General features: G+C 59.3%; 30 protein-coding genes. 2 read left to right on the forward strand and 28 right to left on the reverse strand.

All coding sequences use genetic code 11. From position 1 onward, the window contains the following. Positions 1-96: 96 nt before the first annotated feature. Together mqnC and AB6M95_RS13545 are read left to right on the forward strand one after the other, a co-directional pair. Entirely contained in the window at positions 97-1,167 is a 1,071-nt protein-coding gene (mqnC, locus tag AB6M95_RS13540; protein WP_371387293.1) for a cyclic dehypoxanthinyl futalosine synthase, read from the forward strand. Beyond that, entirely contained in the window at positions 1,167-1,991 is an 825-nt protein-coding gene (locus tag AB6M95_RS13545; protein WP_371387294.1) for a menaquinone biosynthetic enzyme MqnA/MqnD family protein, read from the forward strand. The genes mqnC and AB6M95_RS13545 overlap by 1 nt, the downstream gene beginning before the upstream one ends. A 6-nt stretch (positions 1,992-1,997) precedes the next feature. Here the strand turns inward: AB6M95_RS13545 and AB6M95_RS13550 are convergent, their stop codons facing one another. The 28 genes from AB6M95_RS13550 to rplD form a co-directional block, all read right to left on the reverse strand. Further along, on the reverse strand, positions 1,998-2,882 hold the full coding sequence (locus tag AB6M95_RS13550; RefSeq protein WP_371387295.1) for a selenium metabolism-associated LysR family transcriptional regulator: 885 nt from the start codon (positions 2,880-2,882) through the stop codon (positions 1,998-2,000). Between the two features lie 78 nt (positions 2,883-2,960). Then, positions 2,961-3,479, reverse strand: coding sequence for a 50S ribosomal protein L17 (gene rplQ, locus AB6M95_RS13555; RefSeq protein ID WP_371387296.1), 519 nt, complete (start codon positions 3,477-3,479; stop codon positions 2,961-2,963). Continuing rightward, a complete protein-coding gene (locus AB6M95_RS13560) occupies positions 3,469-4,509 on the reverse strand; it encodes a DNA-directed RNA polymerase subunit alpha (RefSeq protein WP_371387297.1) in 1,041 nt (346 codons plus the stop codon). Before AB6M95_RS13560 ends, rplQ begins: the two co-directional genes overlap by 11 nt. Positions 4,510-4,521: 12 nt before the next feature. Beyond that, complete coding sequence (gene rpsD / locus AB6M95_RS13565) at positions 4,522-5,148, reverse strand: 30S ribosomal protein S4 (protein ID WP_371387298.1); 627 nt, start codon at positions 5,146-5,148, stop codon at positions 4,522-4,524. A 15-nt stretch (positions 5,149-5,163) separates the two neighbouring features. After that, positions 5,164-5,550, reverse strand: a complete 387-nt coding sequence (rpsK, locus tag AB6M95_RS13570) for a 30S ribosomal protein S11 (RefSeq protein WP_014324051.1) — start codon at positions 5,548-5,550, stop codon at positions 5,164-5,166. A 79-nt stretch (positions 5,551-5,629) separates the two neighbouring features. Then, positions 5,630-6,001 (reverse strand): 30S ribosomal protein S13, encoded by a 372-nt coding sequence (gene rpsM / locus AB6M95_RS13575; protein ID WP_371387299.1) that lies wholly within the window; start codon positions 5,999-6,001, stop codon positions 5,630-5,632. Positions 6,002-6,013: 12 nt separating this feature from the next. Further along, a complete protein-coding gene (rpmJ, locus tag AB6M95_RS13580; RefSeq protein ID WP_014324049.1) occupies positions 6,014-6,127 on the reverse strand; it encodes a 50S ribosomal protein L36 in 114 nt (37 codons plus the stop codon). A gap of 131 nt (positions 6,128-6,258) precedes the next feature. After that, positions 6,259-7,029, reverse strand: coding sequence for a type I methionyl aminopeptidase (gene map, locus AB6M95_RS13585; RefSeq protein WP_371387300.1), 771 nt, complete (start codon positions 7,027-7,029; stop codon positions 6,259-6,261). Positions 7,030-7,031: 2 nt separating this feature from the next. Continuing rightward, positions 7,032-8,342: a preprotein translocase subunit SecY gene (gene secY / locus AB6M95_RS13590; protein WP_371387301.1), complete on the reverse strand. Its 1,311-nt coding sequence runs from the start codon at positions 8,340-8,342 to the stop codon at positions 7,032-7,034. Between the two features lie 32 nt (positions 8,343-8,374). Next, positions 8,375-8,821 (reverse strand): 50S ribosomal protein L15, encoded by a 447-nt coding sequence (rplO, locus tag AB6M95_RS13595; RefSeq protein ID WP_371387302.1) that lies wholly within the window; start codon positions 8,819-8,821, stop codon positions 8,375-8,377. After that, a complete protein-coding gene (gene rpmD, locus AB6M95_RS13600; RefSeq protein ID WP_371387303.1) occupies positions 8,818-8,991 on the reverse strand; it encodes a 50S ribosomal protein L30 in 174 nt (57 codons plus the stop codon). The genes rplO and rpmD overlap by 4 nt, the downstream gene beginning before the upstream one ends. Before the next feature lie 12 nt (positions 8,992-9,003). Beyond that, on the reverse strand, positions 9,004-9,495 hold the full coding sequence (gene rpsE / locus AB6M95_RS13605; RefSeq protein ID WP_371387304.1) for a 30S ribosomal protein S5: 492 nt from the start codon (positions 9,493-9,495) through the stop codon (positions 9,004-9,006). Between the two features lie 16 nt (positions 9,496-9,511). Continuing rightward, positions 9,512-9,868, reverse strand: coding sequence for a 50S ribosomal protein L18 (rplR, locus tag AB6M95_RS13610; RefSeq protein WP_371387305.1), 357 nt, complete (start codon positions 9,866-9,868; stop codon positions 9,512-9,514). Between the two features lie 12 nt (positions 9,869-9,880). Then, a complete protein-coding gene (gene rplF / locus AB6M95_RS13615) occupies positions 9,881-10,417 on the reverse strand; it encodes a 50S ribosomal protein L6 (RefSeq protein WP_371387306.1) in 537 nt (178 codons plus the stop codon). 12 nt (positions 10,418-10,429) lie between these two features. Further along, entirely contained in the window at positions 10,430-10,813 is a 384-nt protein-coding gene (rpsH, locus tag AB6M95_RS13620) for a 30S ribosomal protein S8 (protein ID WP_071546629.1), read from the reverse strand. A gap of 15 nt (positions 10,814-10,828) precedes the next feature. Continuing rightward, positions 10,829-11,014, reverse strand: coding sequence for a type Z 30S ribosomal protein S14 (locus tag AB6M95_RS13625; RefSeq protein ID WP_014324040.1), 186 nt, complete (start codon positions 11,012-11,014; stop codon positions 10,829-10,831). A gap of 11 nt (positions 11,015-11,025) precedes the next feature. Beyond that, positions 11,026-11,565: a 50S ribosomal protein L5 gene (gene rplE, locus AB6M95_RS13630; protein WP_371387307.1), complete on the reverse strand. Its 540-nt coding sequence runs from the start codon at positions 11,563-11,565 to the stop codon at positions 11,026-11,028. An 8-nt stretch (positions 11,566-11,573) separates the two neighbouring features. Next, complete coding sequence (rplX, locus tag AB6M95_RS13635; protein ID WP_071546625.1) at positions 11,574-11,894, reverse strand: 50S ribosomal protein L24; 321 nt, start codon at positions 11,892-11,894, stop codon at positions 11,574-11,576. Positions 11,895-11,904: 10 nt separating this feature from the next. Continuing rightward, positions 11,905-12,273, reverse strand: coding sequence for a 50S ribosomal protein L14 (gene rplN, locus AB6M95_RS13640; RefSeq protein WP_371387308.1), 369 nt, complete (start codon positions 12,271-12,273; stop codon positions 11,905-11,907). A gap of 18 nt (positions 12,274-12,291) precedes the next feature. Continuing rightward, positions 12,292-12,558, reverse strand: coding sequence for a 30S ribosomal protein S17 (gene rpsQ, locus AB6M95_RS13645; RefSeq protein ID WP_371387309.1), 267 nt, complete (start codon positions 12,556-12,558; stop codon positions 12,292-12,294). A gap of 3 nt (positions 12,559-12,561) precedes the next feature. After that, complete coding sequence (rpmC, locus tag AB6M95_RS13650) at positions 12,562-12,753, reverse strand: 50S ribosomal protein L29 (RefSeq protein ID WP_338670027.1); 192 nt, start codon at positions 12,751-12,753, stop codon at positions 12,562-12,564. Between the two features lies 1 nt (position 12,754). Further along, the gene (gene rplP / locus AB6M95_RS13655; RefSeq protein ID WP_071546621.1) at positions 12,755-13,168 is read right to left on the reverse strand and encodes a 50S ribosomal protein L16; all 414 of its coding nucleotides are present in this window, start codon (positions 13,166-13,168) and stop codon (positions 12,755-12,757) included. Further along, positions 13,168-13,809 (reverse strand): 30S ribosomal protein S3, encoded by a 642-nt coding sequence (gene rpsC / locus AB6M95_RS13660; protein WP_371387310.1) that lies wholly within the window; start codon positions 13,807-13,809, stop codon positions 13,168-13,170. Before rpsC ends, rplP begins: the two co-directional genes overlap by 1 nt. A 1-nt stretch (position 13,810) precedes the next feature. Next, entirely contained in the window at positions 13,811-14,143 is a 333-nt protein-coding gene (gene rplV / locus AB6M95_RS13665; protein WP_371387311.1) for a 50S ribosomal protein L22, read from the reverse strand. A 12-nt stretch (positions 14,144-14,155) separates the two neighbouring features. Continuing rightward, a complete protein-coding gene (gene rpsS, locus AB6M95_RS13670) occupies positions 14,156-14,425 on the reverse strand; it encodes a 30S ribosomal protein S19 (protein WP_014324031.1) in 270 nt (89 codons plus the stop codon). Positions 14,426-14,436: 11 nt separating this feature from the next. Then, on the reverse strand, positions 14,437-15,267 hold the full coding sequence (gene rplB, locus AB6M95_RS13675; RefSeq protein WP_371387312.1) for a 50S ribosomal protein L2: 831 nt from the start codon (positions 15,265-15,267) through the stop codon (positions 14,437-14,439). Between the two features lie 2 nt (positions 15,268-15,269). Beyond that, positions 15,270-15,563, reverse strand: a complete 294-nt coding sequence (gene rplW / locus AB6M95_RS13680; protein WP_371387313.1) for a 50S ribosomal protein L23 — start codon at positions 15,561-15,563, stop codon at positions 15,270-15,272. Further along, the gene (gene rplD, locus AB6M95_RS13685; protein ID WP_371387314.1) at positions 15,563-16,183 is read right to left on the reverse strand and encodes a 50S ribosomal protein L4; all 621 of its coding nucleotides are present in this window, start codon (positions 16,181-16,183) and stop codon (positions 15,563-15,565) included. Before rplD ends, rplW begins: the two co-directional genes overlap by 1 nt. Positions 16,184-16,188: the final 5 nt, after the last annotated feature.

Below are 16,188 nucleotides of genomic sequence, written 5' to 3' on the forward strand. Positions count from 1 at the left end.
CCCTTCCCCCGGACCCCCATCCCCCTTTCCCTCCTAAACTTTTTGGGGCCGCTTCGCGGGGGTGGGTAGCGTGAAGATTGAGCAAGAGAGATAGTTATGAGCGAACTTGAGAAAATTTACGATAAGGTTTTGGGCGGGGAGCGCATCGGGTTCGACGAGGCCGAGCGGCTGTATGCCGAGGCGGATTTCTACGACCTCGGCTGGCTGGCCCACCATGTGCGGCTGCGCAAGCATCCCGAGCCGGTGGTCACCTACGTGGTGGACCGGAACATCAACTATTCCAACGTCTGCGTCTGCTGCTGCAAGTTCTGCGCGTTTTTCCGCGAGCCCGGCGACAAGGACGCCTATGTGCTCTCCTTCGAGGAGATCGGGTGCAAGATCGACGAGACCAAGGAACTGGGCGGCACCCAGATCCTCATGCAGGGCGGGCACCATCCGGACCTGCCCCTGACCTGGTACGAGGACATGCTCCGGTGGATCAAAAAGAACCATCCGGTGCACATCCACGCCTTCTCCCCGCCCGAAGTGGTCTTCTGGAGCAACAAGGAAGGCATCCCCGTGGCCGAGGTCGTCCGGCGGCTGCGCCAGGCCGGGCTGGACTCCATCCCCGGCGGTGGGGCCGAGATCCTGGTGGACGAGGTCCGCTCCCGGGTGGCCCCGAACAAGTGCCCGTCCGACCAGTGGCTCGGCGTCATGGAGGAGGCCCACAAACAGGGGCTGCGCACCACCACGACCATGATGTTCGGCCACCTCGAGACACCGGCCCAGCGGCTGGAACACCTCTTCCGCGTGCGCGAGGTCCAGGACCGCACCGGCGGGTTCACCGCCTTCATCCCCTGGACCTTTCAGCCCGACCACACGGCCCTGCTCCACTGCCGCAAGCTGACCAGCGTGGAGTACCTGCGCACCCTGGCCGTGTCCCGCATCGTCCTGGACAACGTGGACAACGTCCAGGTCTCCTGGGTGACCATGGGGCCCAAGATCGCGCAGTTGGCCCTCTATTTCGGCGGCAACGACTTCGGCTCGACCATGATCGAGGAGAACGTGGTCAAGGCCGCTGGCGTGTCCTTCAGCCTGTCCCGCGAGGAAATCAACCGGCTGGTCGAAGGGGCCGGATTCACACCCCGCCAGCGCACCATGGACTACACCCTGATGGAGGCCAAATAATGCCCGTCCGCCTCGGAAGAATCGGCTATCTCAACGTCCTGCCCATATACCATCCCCTGGAAACCGGCATCCTGCCCATGGACTGCGAGGTTACCTCGGGCCCGCCAGCCGAGCTGAACAAGCTCATGGACGCGGGCAAGCTCGACGTGTCCGCCTGCTCCAGCGTGGAGTACGCGCGCCACGCGGACAAGTACTACCTCATCCCGGACATCGCCATCGGCAGCCGGGGGCCGGTGCAGTCGGTGCTGCTGCTCAGCCGCCGACCGGTGGAGGAACTGGACGGCCGGACCATTCTGGTCAGCGCCCAGACCCACACCTCCGCCGCGCTGCTCCGCGTGCTCCAGGCCAAGCTGTGGAACATCAGGACCGTGTTCACCACCGGCAGCGCCACCGACGTGCTCGGCACCGGGGAACGGCCCCAGGCCATCCTGTGCATCGGCGACGAGGCCCTGAACCTGCGCTACCACCCGGACTACCCGTACCGCATCGACCTGGGCGAAGCCTGGCGCGAGCTGACCGGCCTGCCGTTCATCTTCGGCGTCTGGATCGTCCGGCGCGAGAGCTGGAAACAGGACAGGGCAAAGGTGGAACAGGCCGCACGACTGCTGCTCGCGGGCAAGAAATGGGGCGCCGAAAACATCGGCGACGTCTGCGTCATGGCGGCCGAGGAAAGCTGCCTGAACGACGAGGAGATGTGCTCCTACTTCGACGGCCTGGTCTACGACCTCGGGCCCGAGGAGCAAAAGGGGATGCGGGCCTTCTACGAAAGCCTGATGGAGACCGGGATCATCGACACGGCCCCGGAGCTGGTCTTCCTGCCCTGATCCGCCCTATCCGTGGAATTCCACGAAGGCCTTGAGCGCCGGGAACATGTACCGCCCGCCGTGGTGGATGAGGTAGAATTCCCTGCGCCCTTCCAGGGCCGGAACCCTGATGCGCACCACCTCGCCGCTGTCCAGCAACGACTGGGCGGCCAGCTTGGAGGTGAAGCACAACCCCACCCCGTGCACCGCGTGGGCCAGGCTCTCGCAGGTCCCTTCCACCTTGCAGCGGATGTTCAGGTTCTGCAGGGAGTAGCCCGCCTTGTTCAGGGCGTTTTCCAGGACCATCCGCGTGGCCGATCCCTGCACCCGCATGATCCACGGCAGCTTCACGAGGTCGTCCATGGACGGTTCGTCCACTGCGGGCAGCCAGGACGCGTTGGGCGAGGCCACCAGGATGGTCTCGTCGTGGGCCAGGAGCTTGGCAACCAGTTCCTCTTCCTCGGGGCGCTTGCCCACGATGCCCACGGGCCAGTCGCCGGAAGCCACCTTTTTGATGACCTCGGACGAATCGCCGGTGTGGACGATGAACGACACCTCGGGATACTTGGCGGAAAAGGACTTGAGCAGTTCCGGCAGGATGCTGTGGGACGGGATGGTGCTGCACCCCACCTGCAACTCGCCGACGACCCGGTCGCGCAGGACCTCGATGGCCGCCTTGGCCCGGTCCAAGTTCCTGAAAATGGTCACCATGCTCTCATAGAGCACGTCGCCGGCCTGGGTGGGCATGATCTTGCGCCCGAGGCGGTCGAACAGTTTGACGCCCAACTCGTCCTCGAGATTGGCCACGTGCGAACTGATGGTGGGCTGGGACAGGAACATGGCCTCTCCGGCTCGGGAAAAACTTTGCAATTCATAGACCTTGCAAAACGCTTCAAGCTTTCTGATGTCCATGCAACCTATCCTTAAAATTGATAAAATCTATAGTTGAAGTCAAAAAAAGGGCAGGCCCAAGGCCTGCCCTTTTCTTCATTATTCTTCGTCGGCCTTTTCGGCGGCTTCGGGAGTTTCCTCGGCTTTTGCCTCGGTATCTTCCTTGGGCTCTTCCTTCTTCTCGGCGGGCTTCTCGGCTTTCTTGGCCGGGGCCTTCTTGGGCTCTTCCTTGGCCGGAGCCTCGGTGGTCGCCTCACCGCCCTTCTTGGTCAGCTCGATGATGACCATGGGGGCGCAGTCGCCCTTGCGCGGCTGGGACATCTTGACGATGCGGGTGTACCCGCCACCGGCTTCCGCGAAACGGGGGCCGATCTCGTCGAAGAGACGCTGAACCATCTGGTGGCTGCCGAGGACCTTGTACGCCTGACGGCGGGAATGCAGGTCGTTGCGGATCGCCAGGGTGATGAGCTTGTCGACGATGCGACGAAGTTCCTTGGCCTTGGCTTCGGTGGTGCGGATCTGCTCGTAGGTCAGGAGGGCGCGGGCCATGTTCTTGAACATGGCGGCACGGTGCGTATTGGACCGATTCAGTTTGCGGCCGGACTTTCTATGCCTCATTTTTCTCTTTCCTCTTCAACCATTCCTGGTATTTCTTGTCAAAATCCTCGACGTTCATGCCGAACTTCAGCGTCATGCTGTCCAGAACCCGACGGATTTCGTCCAGAGACTTGCGGCCGAAGTTCTTGGTCTTGAGCATGGTCTGCTCGGTACGCTGAACCAATTCGCCCACCAGCTGGATGTTGGCGGCCTTCAAGCAGTTGGTGGCGCGAACCGAGAGTTCGAGCTCGTCAATGGACTTGAAGAGGTTCGGGTTCAGATCGATGGAATCGTCCTCTTCCTCATGCGTCTCGGAGGAGGATTCGTCGAAGTTGATGAACACCGAAAGCTGGTCCTTGAGGATCTTGGCACTGTATGCACAGGCATCCTCGGGAGTGACGGAACCGTCGGTCCACACTTCCAGGATGAGTTTGTCATAGTTCGTCATCTGGCCGACACGCGCCTGTTCGACGGAGTATGCGACCTTCTTGACGGGGGAGTAGCTGGCGTCGAGGACCATGGAGCCGATTTCATCGGACAGCCCTTCGTGCATGTCGGCCGGGACGTAGCCCTTGCCCATGCGGACTTCCAATTCCATCTTCAGGGAGCGGTTTTCAGTCAGCGTGGCAATGAGCTGATCCTTGTTCAGAATGGTGACATTCTGGTTTTCCTGGATCATGCCGGCCGTGACCTGCCCCTTCTTGTTGGCTTCGAGGACCAAGCGCTGAGGCTCGTCCGTGGTCATGGCGATGCGAACCTGCTTCAGGTTCAGCACTACCTCGGTCATGTCCTCAAGAACCCCGGGCAGCGTGGTGAATTCATGCTGCACTCCCTCGATGGTCGCGCTGACGATGGCGCAGCCCTGCATGGAGGAGAGGAGAACCCGACGCATGGCGTTGCCGATGGTGGTGGCGTAGCCGCGCTCCAGAGGTTCGCAGATGAATTTACCATACATCCTGGAGGACTTGGAATCACGCACGAGTGCCTCGGGCTTGACCAGTTCGCTCCAATTGCGGGTATTGATGAGTTTGTCGCCGTTCTCAATAAGCATGGAGTCCCCTATTTACTTGGAGTACAGTTCGACAATCAGCTGCTCGTTGATCGGGAACTGGATATCTTCCCGGCTCGGCATGGCCTTAACCGTGCCCTTGAAGTTGGCGCCGTCGGATTCGAGCCACTCGGGGCAGCCGCGGCGGGCGATGACTTCCTGGGCCTCGTTGATCACGGGGATCTTGCGGGCTTCCTCACGAACCTCGATGACATCCGCGGCCTTGACCTGCATGGACGGAATGCTCACGCGGCGGCCGTTGAGCTTGAAGATGCCGTGACGAACCAACTGGCGAGCCTGGTCGCGGGAGTTGGCGAAGCCAAGACGATAGATAACGTTGTCGAGACGGCGCTCCAACAGGAACAGCAGGTTGTGGCCCGCCACGCCCTTCATGCCCTCGGCACGCTTGTAGTACATACGGAACTGCCCTTCCAGGACGCCGTACATGCGGCGGACCTTCTGCTTCTCGCGAAGCTGGATGGCGTAGTCGGACATCTTGTGGCGCATGCGGCCGGCGTGTCCCGGGGGGTACGGCCGCTTCTCGTAGGCGCACTTATCGGTGTAGCAGCGATCACCCTTGAGGAAGAGTTTCTCTCCCTCGCGGCGGCACAGCTTGCATTTAGCTTGAGTATATCTTGCCACGATTCTTCTCCTTAATTAGACCCGGCGGCGTTTGGGCGGACGGCAACCATTGTGGGGGATCGGGGTGATGTCCCGAATGAAGGTCACCTTGAAGCCAACATTGTTGATGGCGCGCATGGCGGCCTCACGGCCGGAGCCGGGGCCCTTGACGTAAATGCCCACGGTGCGCATGCCGGAATCCTGGGCGCGCTTGGCGGCAGCTTCGGCAGCCATCTGGGCCGCGAAAGGAGTGGACTTGCGGGAACCCTTGAAATGAGCACCGGCGGAAGCCCAGCTGACGACATTGCCCTTGACGTCGGTGAAGGTCACGATCGTGTTGTTGAACGTGGCCTTGACGTGGGCAATACCGACGGGAATATTCTTCTTCTCTTTTTTCTTCCCAGAGCGACGGGGTTTAGCCATTGCCTTAATCTCCGTTGAATAAAAGTCTTATAAGACGCGAGCGCACGCACGGGCACGCAGGCGATAGTCTCTTGTCGAGCTATTTCTTCTTGCGGCCCATGACGGAACGGCGCGGGCCCTTGCGGGTACGGGCGTTGGTCTTGGACTTCTGACCGCGAACGGGCAGGCCGCGACGATGGCGCAGGCCGCGATAGCAGCCGATATCCATCAGGCGTTTGATGTTGGTGGTGATCTCACGGCGGAGATCGCCCTCAACCTTGTAGTTATTTTCGATCTCCACGCGGATCTGGTTGACGTCTTCGGCAGTGAGCTCGTCACTGTTGGTCTTCCAGTCGATCCCGGTGGTATCGAGAATCTGCAGGGCCATGGTCCGGCCGATGCCGTAAATGTAGGTCAACGCGATATCGACGCGCTTGTTCCTCGGCAGATCAACGCCAGCAATACGTGCCATAGTTTTTACCCTCTATCCTTGACGCTGCTTATGCCGGGGATTCTCGCAGATCACCCGCAGCACACCGTTGCGCCGAATTACTTTGCACTTGGAACACATTTTCTTCACAGAAGGTCTGACTTTCATGACCATCTCCAATGTCTAAATAACAATAATGCCCATACCCCCCTTTCAGGGGGTGGCCTTTTTAACGAAGCTGCGTTTTATACAGCCTTTTTGAACAAAGAGCAAGCCCGAATTTCCAGCCCCCGAAGAAGCTAGTCGGACAGGCTCAATATTCTCGGTCCGTCGGAGGTCACGGCCACGGAGTGCTCGAAGTGAGCGGACAGTGAACCGTCCTTGGTAACCGCAGTCCAGTTGTCGTCCAGAACCTCGACCTCGTGTGTTCCCAGTGTGACCATCGGCTCAATGGCAAGGACCATTCCGGCTTTGAGAGGAACGCCGGACAGCCCCCTGGGCACGAAGTTCGGGATTTCGGGCTTCTCATGAAGATGACTGCCGATCCCATGACCTACAAAACGACGGACGATGCCCAGGCCGAACCCTTCCACGTATGACTGGATTGCCGCGGAGATATCATACAGATTGTTTCCGGGCCGGGCCTGTTCGATCCCTATATACAGAGACTCGCGGGTTACATCCATGAGTTTCTGCGCTTCGTCGGAAACTTTGCCCACCCCGAAGGTGCGGGCGGAGTCCCCGTGGAATCCCTTGTATTCGACACCCATGTCAAAGCTGACGATGTCGCCCTCTTCAAGGATACGCTCCTTGGAGGGAAAGCCGTGCACGATCTCCTCGTTGACCGAGCAACACAGGGCGAAGGGGAACCCCTGGTATCCCAGGAAGTTCGGCCTTACGCCGTACTCGTCGCAGCGTGCGCGGCAGATGTCCTCGAAGTACATGGTGGACACGCCAGGTCTGACGTTTTCACCCAGTTCATCGAGAATTCTGGAAACAATACGATTGGCCTCACGCATGAGGCCAATCTCTTTATCGTTCTTGAGGAAGACGCCTCGAAACTTTTTCAAGACTAGCGCCTGCCTTTGAGTTTATTGCCTTTCCCCATCAATCCCTCGTACTGGCGGGAGATCATGTAGGACTCGATCTGGCCCATGAAGTCCATGGCCACGCCGACCACGATCAGCAGGGAGGTGCCGCCGAAATAGAACGGGACGCCGAATTTGCTGATCAGGAACATGGGCAGCACGCAGACCGCCGAGACATAGAAGGCGCCCCACAGGGTGATGCGGGCAAGAACCTTGTCGATGTACTCGCGGGTGCGGTTGCCCGGGCGGATGCCCGGGATGAAGCCGCCCTGCTTCTGGATGTTCTCCGCGATTCCCTTGGGATCGAACATGATCGCCGTATAGAAATAGCAGAAGAAGATGATGATCCCGATGTACAGGATGTTGTACAGGATCGTATCGGGCCGGAAGTAGGACGAGAAGTCCTGCAGGAACTTGTTGCTCGAGAACTGGGCAAGCGTTGCAGGGAACATCAGGATGGAGGACGCAAAGATCGGCGGAATAACACCGGCGGTGTTGATCTTCAGCGGCAGATGCGTGGTCTGCCCGCCGAACATGCGGCGCCCCTGCTGACGTTTGGCATAGTGAATGGGAATACGACGCTGTCCGCGCTCCATGAACACGATGAAGGCCAGGGTGGCCACCATCACGACCAGCAGGATGAGCAGAATGAACAAGGTGATCTCACCCACGGTCATCAGCTGCAGGGTATTGATCAGCGCGGCCGGGAGGCCTGCGACGATACCCGCGTAGATGATCAGCGAGATGCCGTTGCCGATGCCTTTTTCGGTCATCTGCTCACCCAGCCACATCAGGAACACGGTGCCTGCGGTCAGGGTCAGGATCGTCATCAGCTTGAAGCCGATGCCGGAATAGAGAACCATGGGCGCGCCCGTGGGCGAACTCATGGACTCCAGTCCGGTAGCGATGGCGAAACCCTGGACCACGGTGATGAGCACCGTGCCGTACCGGGTGTACTGGGTTATCTTCTTTCGGCCGGCCTCGCCTTCCTCCTTCTGGAGCCGCTTCAGCTCGGGGCTGACCACGGTCAGAAGTTGAAGGATAATCGAGGCCGAGATGTACGGCATGATACCCAGGGCAAAGATGGACATACGTTTCAGTCCACCGCCGGAGAACATGTCGAACACGCCGAAGAGGGTGTTCTGCGCCTGAGCGAAGAACTCGGAAAGCGCGGCACTATCGACGCCGGGAATAGGGATGTGTATGCCCAACCGGTAGACAGCGAGCAGTGCGAACGTCCAGAGCAGCTTTTTACGCAGCTCCGGCAACCGGGCAATATTATCAACTCCTGACATCGTCTAAGTACCCTTCCGGATCAATAGTGAGTTTACGCCTCAATGGCCTTGGCGGTACCGCCGGCCTTGGCAATCTTGTCGGCAGCGGACGCGCTGAAGCGATGGGCTTCGATGGTCACGGCCTTGTCGACGTCACCGGTGCCGAGCACTTTGACCGGGGCGCCGTTCTTCACGACGCCGCGCTCGTACATGTCGGCCAGGGTGATCTCGTCCTTGCCTTCGAACTGGGCAATCAGACGGCCCACGTTCACGGCAACGTATTCTTCACGGAAGGGATTCTTGAATCCGCGCTTGGGCAGACGGCGGGCCAGAGGCATCTGGCCGCCTTCGAAACCGGGGCGGACACCGCCGCCGGCACGGGCGTTCTGGCCCTTGTGGCCCTTGGCGGCGGTCTTGCCCCATCCGGAGCCGGAGCCGCGGCCTATGCGCTTGCGGTTCTTATATTCTTCCGGGAAGGCGTAGAGTTCATGAAGTCTCATGATTCGATAACCTCCACCAGGTGTCTGACCTTGTAGATCATTCCGCGGATGACGGGATTGTCATCGTGCTCTTTGACCTGATTGATCCTGCGCAGACCCAGGGCTTCCAGGGTCTTGACCTGTTCAGGCTTGCAGGAGATCTTGCTTTTGATCTGTTTGACTTTAATCACGGCGATATCCTTCTACTTTCTGGGAGTGGAGATCGACACGCCGCGCAGGGCCGAAACCTCTTCAGCGCTTCGCAGGGACTCCAATCCGGCCATGGTGGCACGCAACACGTTGTGCGGGTTGTTGGTGCCGATGGCCTTGGTCAGGATGTCATTGACGCCCACGGCCTCCATGATCGCACGGACGGGACCACCGGCGATGATGCCGGTGCCTCGGCTGGCGGGCTTGAGCATGACGCGGCCCGCGCCGTAGCGTCCCAGAACCTCATACGGGAGGGTGCCGTCCAGCAGAGGAACATTGATCATGTTCTTCTTGGCCCGCTCACTCGCCTTGCGAATGGCCTCCGGCACTTCGTTGGCCTTACCCAGGCCGTAACCGACTCCCCCTTCACCATCACCGACGACCACCAGGCAGCTAAAGCTGAAACGGCGGCCACCCTTGACAACCTTGGCGACGCGATTGAGGTAGACGATTTTTTCAATCAATCCACTTTCATTCTGTTCCATTTTACTTTCCTGGTGACTAGAATTTCAGCCCGCCTTCACGGGCGCCGTCGGCAAGGGCTTTGATCTTGCCGTGATAGATATATCCGTTCCGGTCGAAGACACAGGCCTCGATCTGCTTGGCCAGGGCGGCGGAGGCGATAGCCTTGCCCACCTTGGCGGCGGAATCCTTGTTGGCCTTGAGCGACTCGCCGTCCTTGTTCAGCACCTGGGTGCTGGCGGAGGCCAGGGTCACGCCGTTCACGTCGTCGACCAACTGGGCATAGAGATGCTGGTTGGAGCGATAGACGACCAGGCGGGGCCGGGCTTCGGTACCGGAGATCTTCTTTCTGATGCGGGGCTTGCGACGAAGCCTCTGTGCATTCTTGCTTTTCATGACTTATTCCCCCTACTTGGAACCGGACTTACCGGCCTTGCGGCGGATAATCTCGTCGAGGTACTTGATGCCCTTGCCCTTGTAGGGTTCGGGCGGACGCACACGACGGATCTGGGCCGCAATTTCACCGACAAGCTGCTTGTCGATGCCCTCGATGGTCAGCTTGGCGCCTTCCACCTTGGCCTCCAGACCGGCGGGCAGGTCGAACTCGACCGGGTGGGAATACCCGACGGCCAGAACGACTTTCTTGCCCTGCACGGACACTTTGTATCCGACGCCGATGACTTCCAGGGTCTTGGTAAAGCCCTTGGTCACGCCGTCCACGCAGTTGGCGAGCAGGGTCCTACGAAGACCGTGCTGACCGCGCGCCTGGCGGGAATCATCGACGCGGGAGACATACACCTTGCCATCCTCGATCTTGTACTCCACGGTCGGATCGACCGGGGTAGCCAAGGAGCCCTTGGGACCCTTGACCTGGATTTCGGAGGCTCCGACTGACACCTCGACACCCGAGGGGATGTCGATGGGATTCTTTCCTATACGAGACATAACGGAACCTCTTTACCAGATTTCGCAGAGCAGCTCGCCGCCGACGTTGGCCTCTTTGGCCTTGGCGCCTTCAAGCAGCCCTTTGGAGGTGGACACGATACAAATACCGATGCCGTTCTGGACACGGGGGATATCAGAAGCACCAACGTACACGCGGCGACCGGGCTTGCTGACCTTCTTCAGGCCAGTAATGAGCGGTTTGCCGTCAGCGTACTTGAGCGTAATACTGATGTCCCTGTCCTCGACAGCGTAGTCGGCGATATAACCTTCTTCCTTCAGGATACCCGCGATGGAAGACTTCATCTTCGAAGTCGGGACAGCGACAGCGGTATGATAGGCGCCGTACGCATTCCGGATGCGGGTCAACATGTCGGCTACAGGATCAACAACAGCCATTTCATTTCTCCTTAATTACCAGCTCGCCTTGCGGACGCCGGGCAGTTCGCCGGCGAGAGCCTTGTTACGGAAGCAGATACGGCAGATTCCGTACCGCCTCAGAAAAGCCCGAGGACGGCCACAAATCGGGCACCGATTGTAAGCGCGGACCTTGAACTTGGGTTTGCGGCTTGCCTTAACGCGTAAGCTTGTTTTGGCCACTTTCCGTCCTCCTACTTTTTAAAGGGCATGCCAAGGAGGTCAAGAAGGGTCTTGCCTTCCTTGTCGGTCTTGGCCGTGGTCGTCACGGTCACGTTCATGCCCTTCACCAACTCCACCCGGTCGATCTCGAGCTCGGGGAAGATTGTGTGTTCCTTGATGCCAAGGGTGAAGTTGCCGCGGCCGTCGAAACCGCGGTCGGGGATGCCGCGGAAGTCGCGGACCCGAGGCAGTGCGAAGCTCACGAGCTTGTCATAAAAGTCCCACATGGCATCGTCGCGCAGGGTGACGCGGCAACCGACCGGCATGCCCTCGCGCAGCTTGAACTGGGCGATGGACTTCTTGGCCAGGGTGACCACGGCCTTCTGGCCGGCGATGGCGGTCAGTTCCTCGACGGCGGCATCAATGAGCTTGCTGTTCTGGCTAGCGGCACCGAGACCGATGTTCAGGGAGATCTTCACCATTCTGGGGATCTCCATGGACGAGGTGTAACCGTACTCCTTCTGGAGCTCGGGGACGACCTTTTCGTTATACAACTTTTCGAGACGTGTCATACTGATACCTATTTGAAGGTCTCGTTGCACTTCTTGCAGAAGCGCACCTTCTTGCCGTCTTCAGTCTTCTTGTACCCTACCCGCGTGGGCTTGGTGCAGGCGTCGCACACAATAGCCACATTGGATACATGGATAGGGGCTTCCTTCTCGATAATGCCGCCGGGCTGCTGGGCATACGGGTTGGCCTTGGTATGGCGCTGGACCATATTGACCTTCTCGACCAGGACCTTGTCCTGCTTCTTGAGGATCTTCAAGACCTTACCGACCTTTCCCTTGTCCTTCCCGGCGATGACCATGACCTTGTCGTCTTTACGAATTTTAGTCTTCATCGTCATTTCCTTACAGAACCTCGGGAGCGAGGGAAACGATCTTCATGAAACCGGCAGCGCGCAACTCGCGAGCCACGGGGCCGAAGATACGGGTCCCGACAGGCTCCATGTTGTTGTTGAGCAGCACGGCGGAGTTGTTGTCGAACTTGATGAAGGAACCGTCGGGACGACCGAGCTCCTTCGTGGTGCGGACGACAACCGCCTTCATGACCGAGCCCTTCTTCACCTTGGAATGGGGCATGGCCTCCTTGACGGACACTACGATAATATCTCCGACGCTGGCGTAACGGCGCTTGGAACCGCCGAGGACCTTAATGCAAGCGACCCTCTTGGCTCCGGAGTTGTCAGCCACGTCGAGATTGGATTCAACCTGAATCATATGATTTCCTCCTAATCCCTAGACGGCCTTTTCGAGGATCTTCACCAGGTGCCAGCGCTTGCGCTTGGACATGGGCCTCGACTCGACAATCTGCACCGTATCGCCGACACCGCAGTCGTTGGCCGGATCATGGGCCATGAACTTTTTGCGGCGGCGGATGTACTTCTTCAGCAGCGGATGCTTCACCAGGGTCTCGACGCGGACGACGATGGTCTTGTCGGCCTTGTCGGAAACGACCAGGCCGGTGAGCAGGCGCTTGTTGCCTTGGTATTTGAACTCAGCCATTTCTTACGCTCCCTGTCGTTCCCGCTGAATAGTCAGGATACGGGCGATGGTCTTCTTGACGCCGGAGAGGGCCTGAGTGTTTTCCAGCTGAGCGGTCGCATGCTTGAAACGCATGGTGAACAGCTCGTGGCGGGACTCATTCAGCTTCTCTGCCAGTTTGGCGTCATCCAGTTCACGAAGTTCCTTGGAAGTCATCTTACAGACCCTCCTTCACAACGATGGCCGTCTTGATCGGCAGCTTGTAGGAAGCGCGCTTGAGGGCTTCCTTGGCAAGCTCGATGTCAACGCCCTTCACTTCGTACATGATACGGCCCGGTTTCACCGGCGCGACCCAACCGTCGGGAGCGCCTTTACCCTTGCCCTGCCGGACTTCGGCGGGCTTGGAGGTGGTGGGGTGATCAGGGAAGATGCGTATCCAGACCTTACCGCCGCGCTTGATGTGGCGCATGATGGCGACACGAGCGGACTCAATCTGCTGGTTGGTGATCTTTCCGTGCTCCAATGCCTTCAGCCCGATATCGCCGAAGGACACCATGTTACCCCGTTGGGCCTTGCCTCTGAGTCGGCCTTTCTGCCATTTTCTGAATTTAACTCTTTTTGGAGCAAGCATTACTGTTGTACCTCTTTGTCCAGAATCTCACCCTTGAAGATCCAGACCTTGACTCCGATGACGCCGTAGGTGGTTGAAGCCTCGGCAAAACCGTAGTCGATGTCGGCACGAAGGGTGTGCAGGGGCACACGGCCATCACGGTACCATTCGCCGCGAGCGATTTCAGCGCCGGCAAGGCGGCCTGCGCACGCGACTTTGATACCCTCGGCGCCGAATTTCCTGGCAAGGCCCACCGTACGCTTCATGGCACGGCGGAAGGCAATTCGACGTTCGAGTTGCTGGGCGATGTTCTCAGCTACGAGCTGAGCTTCAACCTCCGGTCGACGGATCTCGTTGACCTCAATGGTGAACTCGGTTTGAAACTTGCCGCGCAATTCCTCACGCAGCTTCTCTATCTCTACACCCTTGCGGCCGATGACGATACCGGGACGCGCGGTGTGGATGATCAGGCGAATCTTGCCGCCGGCCCGCTCGATCTCGATGCGGGAGACGCCGGCCTGATACAGCTTTTTCTTGACGAACTTACGGACCTGGTCGTCCTGGAAGACGAACGCAGGATAGTCCTTCTTGCTGTACCAGCGGGACAGCCAGTTCTTGTTATACCCCAGACGAAAACCGTAAGGATGTACTTTCTGTCCCATACTACTGTTCCTTGACTACGATGGTGATGTGGCTGGTGCGCTTCCGGATGCGATAGGCGCGGCCCATGGCGCGCGGCTGGATACGCTTCCAGGTGGGTCCTTCGTTGACCACGACGGAATCGACGATCAGCGAGTCGACGTCGACGCCGGGCATCTGCTCCGCGTTGGAAACGGCGGAGTACAGCACCTTGCTGATGAGAGCGGCGGACTTCTTCGGAGTGAACCGAAGAATGTTCAGGGCATCTTCGACGCCCTTGCCCTTGATGTTCTCGGCAACGATGCGGGCCTTGCGCGGAGACACACGGATGAACTTGGCAACTGCTTTGGCTTCCATAATGTGCTCCCCCTACTTCTTTTTGTCGGCGACGTGGCCGAAGTAGGTGCGGGTCGGGGAGAATTCACCCAGCTTGTGACCAACCATGTTTTCGGTCACGAACACGGGGATGAACTTCCGGCCATTGTGGACGGCGAAGGTCATACCGACCATCTCGGGGACGATCGTGGAACGGCGGGACCAGGTCTTGATCACGCGGCGATCCTGATTCTCGGCGGCCACTTGGATTTTCTTTATCAGGTGACCGTCCAGGAACGGACCCTTTTTAAGAGATCTAGGCATTGGTTATACTCCTACTTCTGGCCGCGGCGTTTGACGATGAGCTTCGAGGAAGCCTTCTTGCGGTTCCGGGTCTTGTAGCCCTTGGCCGGGGTACCCCACGGGGACACCGGATGGCGACCACCGGAACTGCGGCCCTCACCACCACCCAGCGGGTGATCGATCGGGTTCATTGCCACACCACGGACCTTCGGGCGACGGCCAAGCCAACGATTCCGTCCGGCCTTACCGATCTTGATGTTCTCGTGATGAATGTTTCCTACCTGGCCGATGGTGGCGCAACAGGTGGCCAGGACCTTGCGGACCTCACCGGAGGGCATGCGCAGCAGCGCGTACTTGCCTTCCTTGGCGATGAGCTGGGCATAGGTGCCGGCGGCACGGCAGAACTGGCCGCCGTTGCCGGGGTACAGCTCGATGTTGTGCACGATGGTACCGGTCGGGACCTGGGTCAGAGCCATGGCGTTGCCCGGCTTGATGTCGGCGCCTTCACCGGCGGTGATGACGTCGCCCTGGTTCAGGCCGACGGGGGCCAGGATGTAGCGCTTCTCGCCGTCCGCGTAGTGCAGGAGAGCGATGCGGGCGCTGCGGTTCGGATCGTATTCGATCTCGGCCACCTTGGCGGGCACGCCAAGCTTGTTCCGCTTGAAGTCGATCAGGCGGTACAGGGACTTGTTGCCGCCGCCGCGGCGACGCATGGTGACACGACCGTTATTGTTGCGTCCGGCCTTTTTGGTCAGACCTTTGGTCAGCGACTTCTCGGGAGTGGTCCGGGTGATCTCCGCGAAATCGGAGATGGTCTGGAACCGGCGGCCCGGAGAAGTAGGCTTCAGCTTACGGGTTGCCATGGTTACACTCCTTCGAAGATTTCGATTTTATCGCCGGCGGCAAGCTTGACGTAAGCCTTCTTGAACCCGGGGACGCGGCCACCGGTCAGACGACCCATGCGCTTGCGCGGCGCGGCTTTCTTGGCCACGATATTCACGGACTCGACTTTGACGTCGAAGGCTGCTTCAACGGCCTTCTTCACCTCGATCTTGTTGGAATCGGGGTGGACGTAAAAAGAGACGTGATTGGATTGCTCCTTAGCCTCGTTGGCCTTCTCGGAGACCACGGGCTTGAGCAGGACTTTCGAATAATCCATTACTTCAACCTCTCTTGAACGTCTTGGGCGGCGGCCTCGAACATAACCAGTTCGGGGTACAGCAGCACGTCGTAAACATTCAGCTTGTCGGCCTCGATGACCTTGATGTGGGGCATGTTCCTTGCGGACATCTCCAGGTTCTTGTCGGCGTTCTTGGCGACAATCAGGGTCTTGTTCAGGCCGAGGTTCTGGGCGACTTCGGCAAAGGCCTTTGTCTTGATCTCAGCGAGATCGATGGACTTGACCACCGTCATCTTCTCTTCGGAGACGCGGGAGGACAGAGCCATCTTGAGGGCCAGTTTGCGCACCTTCTTGTTGACCTTGAAGGCGTAGTCGCGGGGCTGGGGTCCGAAGAGGACGGCACCGCCGCGCCACAGGGGCGAACGGGTGGAGCCGGCCCGGGCACGACCGGTGCCCTTCTGGCGCCACGGCTTGCGGCCGCCGCCGGATTTCAGACCGCGGGTCTTGGTGGCGTGGGTGCCCTGACGCTGGGAAGCGCGCTGAGCGCGGACGACCTGGTTGAGGATTTCGGGCATGATCTCCACCTCGAAAACCTCGGGAGCCAGCTCGAAGTCGCCCACCTTATTGTTATTCTGATCTACAACTTGAATTTTTGCCATGTCGT

Origin of the sequence: Pseudodesulfovibrio karagichevae (assembly GCF_041414475.1) — a bacterium.
In the GTDB taxonomy this organism is placed as follows: Bacteria; Desulfobacterota; Desulfovibrionia; order Desulfovibrionales; family Desulfovibrionaceae; genus Pseudodesulfovibrio; species Pseudodesulfovibrio karagichevae.

Excerpts from the sequence above, each read along its gene's own strand:
- mqnC (WP_371387293.1), top strand. The coding sequence starts at position 97 with ATGAGCGAACTTGAGAAAATTTACGATAAGGTTTTGGGCGGGGAGCGC.
- AB6M95_RS13545 (WP_371387294.1), top strand. The coding sequence starts at position 1,167 with ATGCCCGTCCGCCTCGGAAGAATCGGCTATCTCAACGTCCTGCCCATA.
- AB6M95_RS13550 (WP_371387295.1), bottom strand. The coding sequence starts at position 2,882 with ATGGACATCAGAAAGCTTGAAGCGTTTTGCAAGGTCTATGAATTGCAA.
- rplQ (WP_371387296.1), bottom strand. The coding sequence starts at position 3,479 with ATGAGGCATAGAAAGTCCGGCCGCAAACTGAATCGGTCCAATACGCAC.
- AB6M95_RS13560 (WP_371387297.1), bottom strand. The coding sequence starts at position 4,509 with ATGCTTATTGAGAACGGCGACAAACTCATCAATACCCGCAATTGGAGC.
- rpsK (WP_014324051.1), bottom strand. The coding sequence starts at position 5,550 with ATGGCTAAACCCCGTCGCTCTGGGAAGAAAAAAGAGAAGAAGAATATT.
- rpsM (WP_371387299.1), bottom strand. The coding sequence starts at position 6,001 with ATGGCACGTATTGCTGGCGTTGATCTGCCGAGGAACAAGCGCGTCGAT.
- rpmJ (WP_014324049.1), bottom strand. The coding sequence starts at position 6,127 with ATGAAAGTCAGACCTTCTGTGAAGAAAATGTGTTCCAAGTGCAAAGTA.
- secY (WP_371387301.1), bottom strand. The coding sequence starts at position 8,342 with ATGTCAGGAGTTGATAATATTGCCCGGTTGCCGGAGCTGCGTAAAAAG.
- rplO (WP_371387302.1), bottom strand. The coding sequence starts at position 8,821 with ATGAGACTTCATGAACTCTACGCCTTCCCGGAAGAATATAAGAACCGC.
- rpsE (WP_371387304.1), bottom strand. The coding sequence starts at position 9,495 with ATGGAACAGAATGAAAGTGGATTGATTGAAAAAATCGTCTACCTCAAT.
- rplR (WP_371387305.1), bottom strand. The coding sequence starts at position 9,868 with ATGAAAAGCAAGAATGCACAGAGGCTTCGTCGCAAGCCCCGCATCAGA.
- rplF (WP_371387306.1), bottom strand. The coding sequence starts at position 10,417 with ATGTCTCGTATAGGAAAGAATCCCATCGACATCCCCTCGGGTGTCGAG.
- rpsH (WP_071546629.1), bottom strand. The coding sequence starts at position 10,813 with ATGGCTGTTGTTGATCCTGTAGCCGACATGTTGACCCGCATCCGGAAT.
- rplE (WP_371387307.1), bottom strand. The coding sequence starts at position 11,565 with ATGACACGTCTCGAAAAGTTGTATAACGAAAAGGTCGTCCCCGAGCTC.
- rplX (WP_071546625.1), bottom strand. The coding sequence starts at position 11,894 with ATGAAGACTAAAATTCGTAAAGACGACAAGGTCATGGTCATCGCCGGG.
- rplN (WP_371387308.1), bottom strand. The coding sequence starts at position 12,273 with ATGATTCAGGTTGAATCCAATCTCGACGTGGCTGACAACTCCGGAGCC.
- rpsQ (WP_371387309.1), bottom strand. The coding sequence starts at position 12,558 with ATGGCTGAGTTCAAATACCAAGGCAACAAGCGCCTGCTCACCGGCCTG.
- rpmC (WP_338670027.1), bottom strand. The coding sequence starts at position 12,753 with ATGACTTCCAAGGAACTTCGTGAACTGGATGACGCCAAACTGGCAGAG.
- rplP (WP_071546621.1), bottom strand. The coding sequence starts at position 13,168 with ATGCTTGCTCCAAAAAGAGTTAAATTCAGAAAATGGCAGAAAGGCCGA.
- rpsC (WP_371387310.1), bottom strand. The coding sequence starts at position 13,809 with ATGGGACAGAAAGTACATCCTTACGGTTTTCGTCTGGGGTATAACAAG.
- rplV (WP_371387311.1), bottom strand. The coding sequence starts at position 14,143 with ATGGAAGCCAAAGCAGTTGCCAAGTTCATCCGTGTGTCTCCGCGCAAG.
- rpsS (WP_014324031.1), bottom strand. The coding sequence starts at position 14,425 with ATGCCTAGATCTCTTAAAAAGGGTCCGTTCCTGGACGGTCACCTGATA.
- rplB (WP_371387312.1), bottom strand. The coding sequence starts at position 15,267 with ATGGCAACCCGTAAGCTGAAGCCTACTTCTCCGGGCCGCCGGTTCCAG.
- rplW (WP_371387313.1), bottom strand. The coding sequence starts at position 15,563 with ATGGATTATTCGAAAGTCCTGCTCAAGCCCGTGGTCTCCGAGAAGGCC.
- rplD (WP_371387314.1), bottom strand. The coding sequence starts at position 16,183 with ATGGCAAAAATTCAAGTTGTAGATCAGAATAACAATAAGGTGGGCGAC.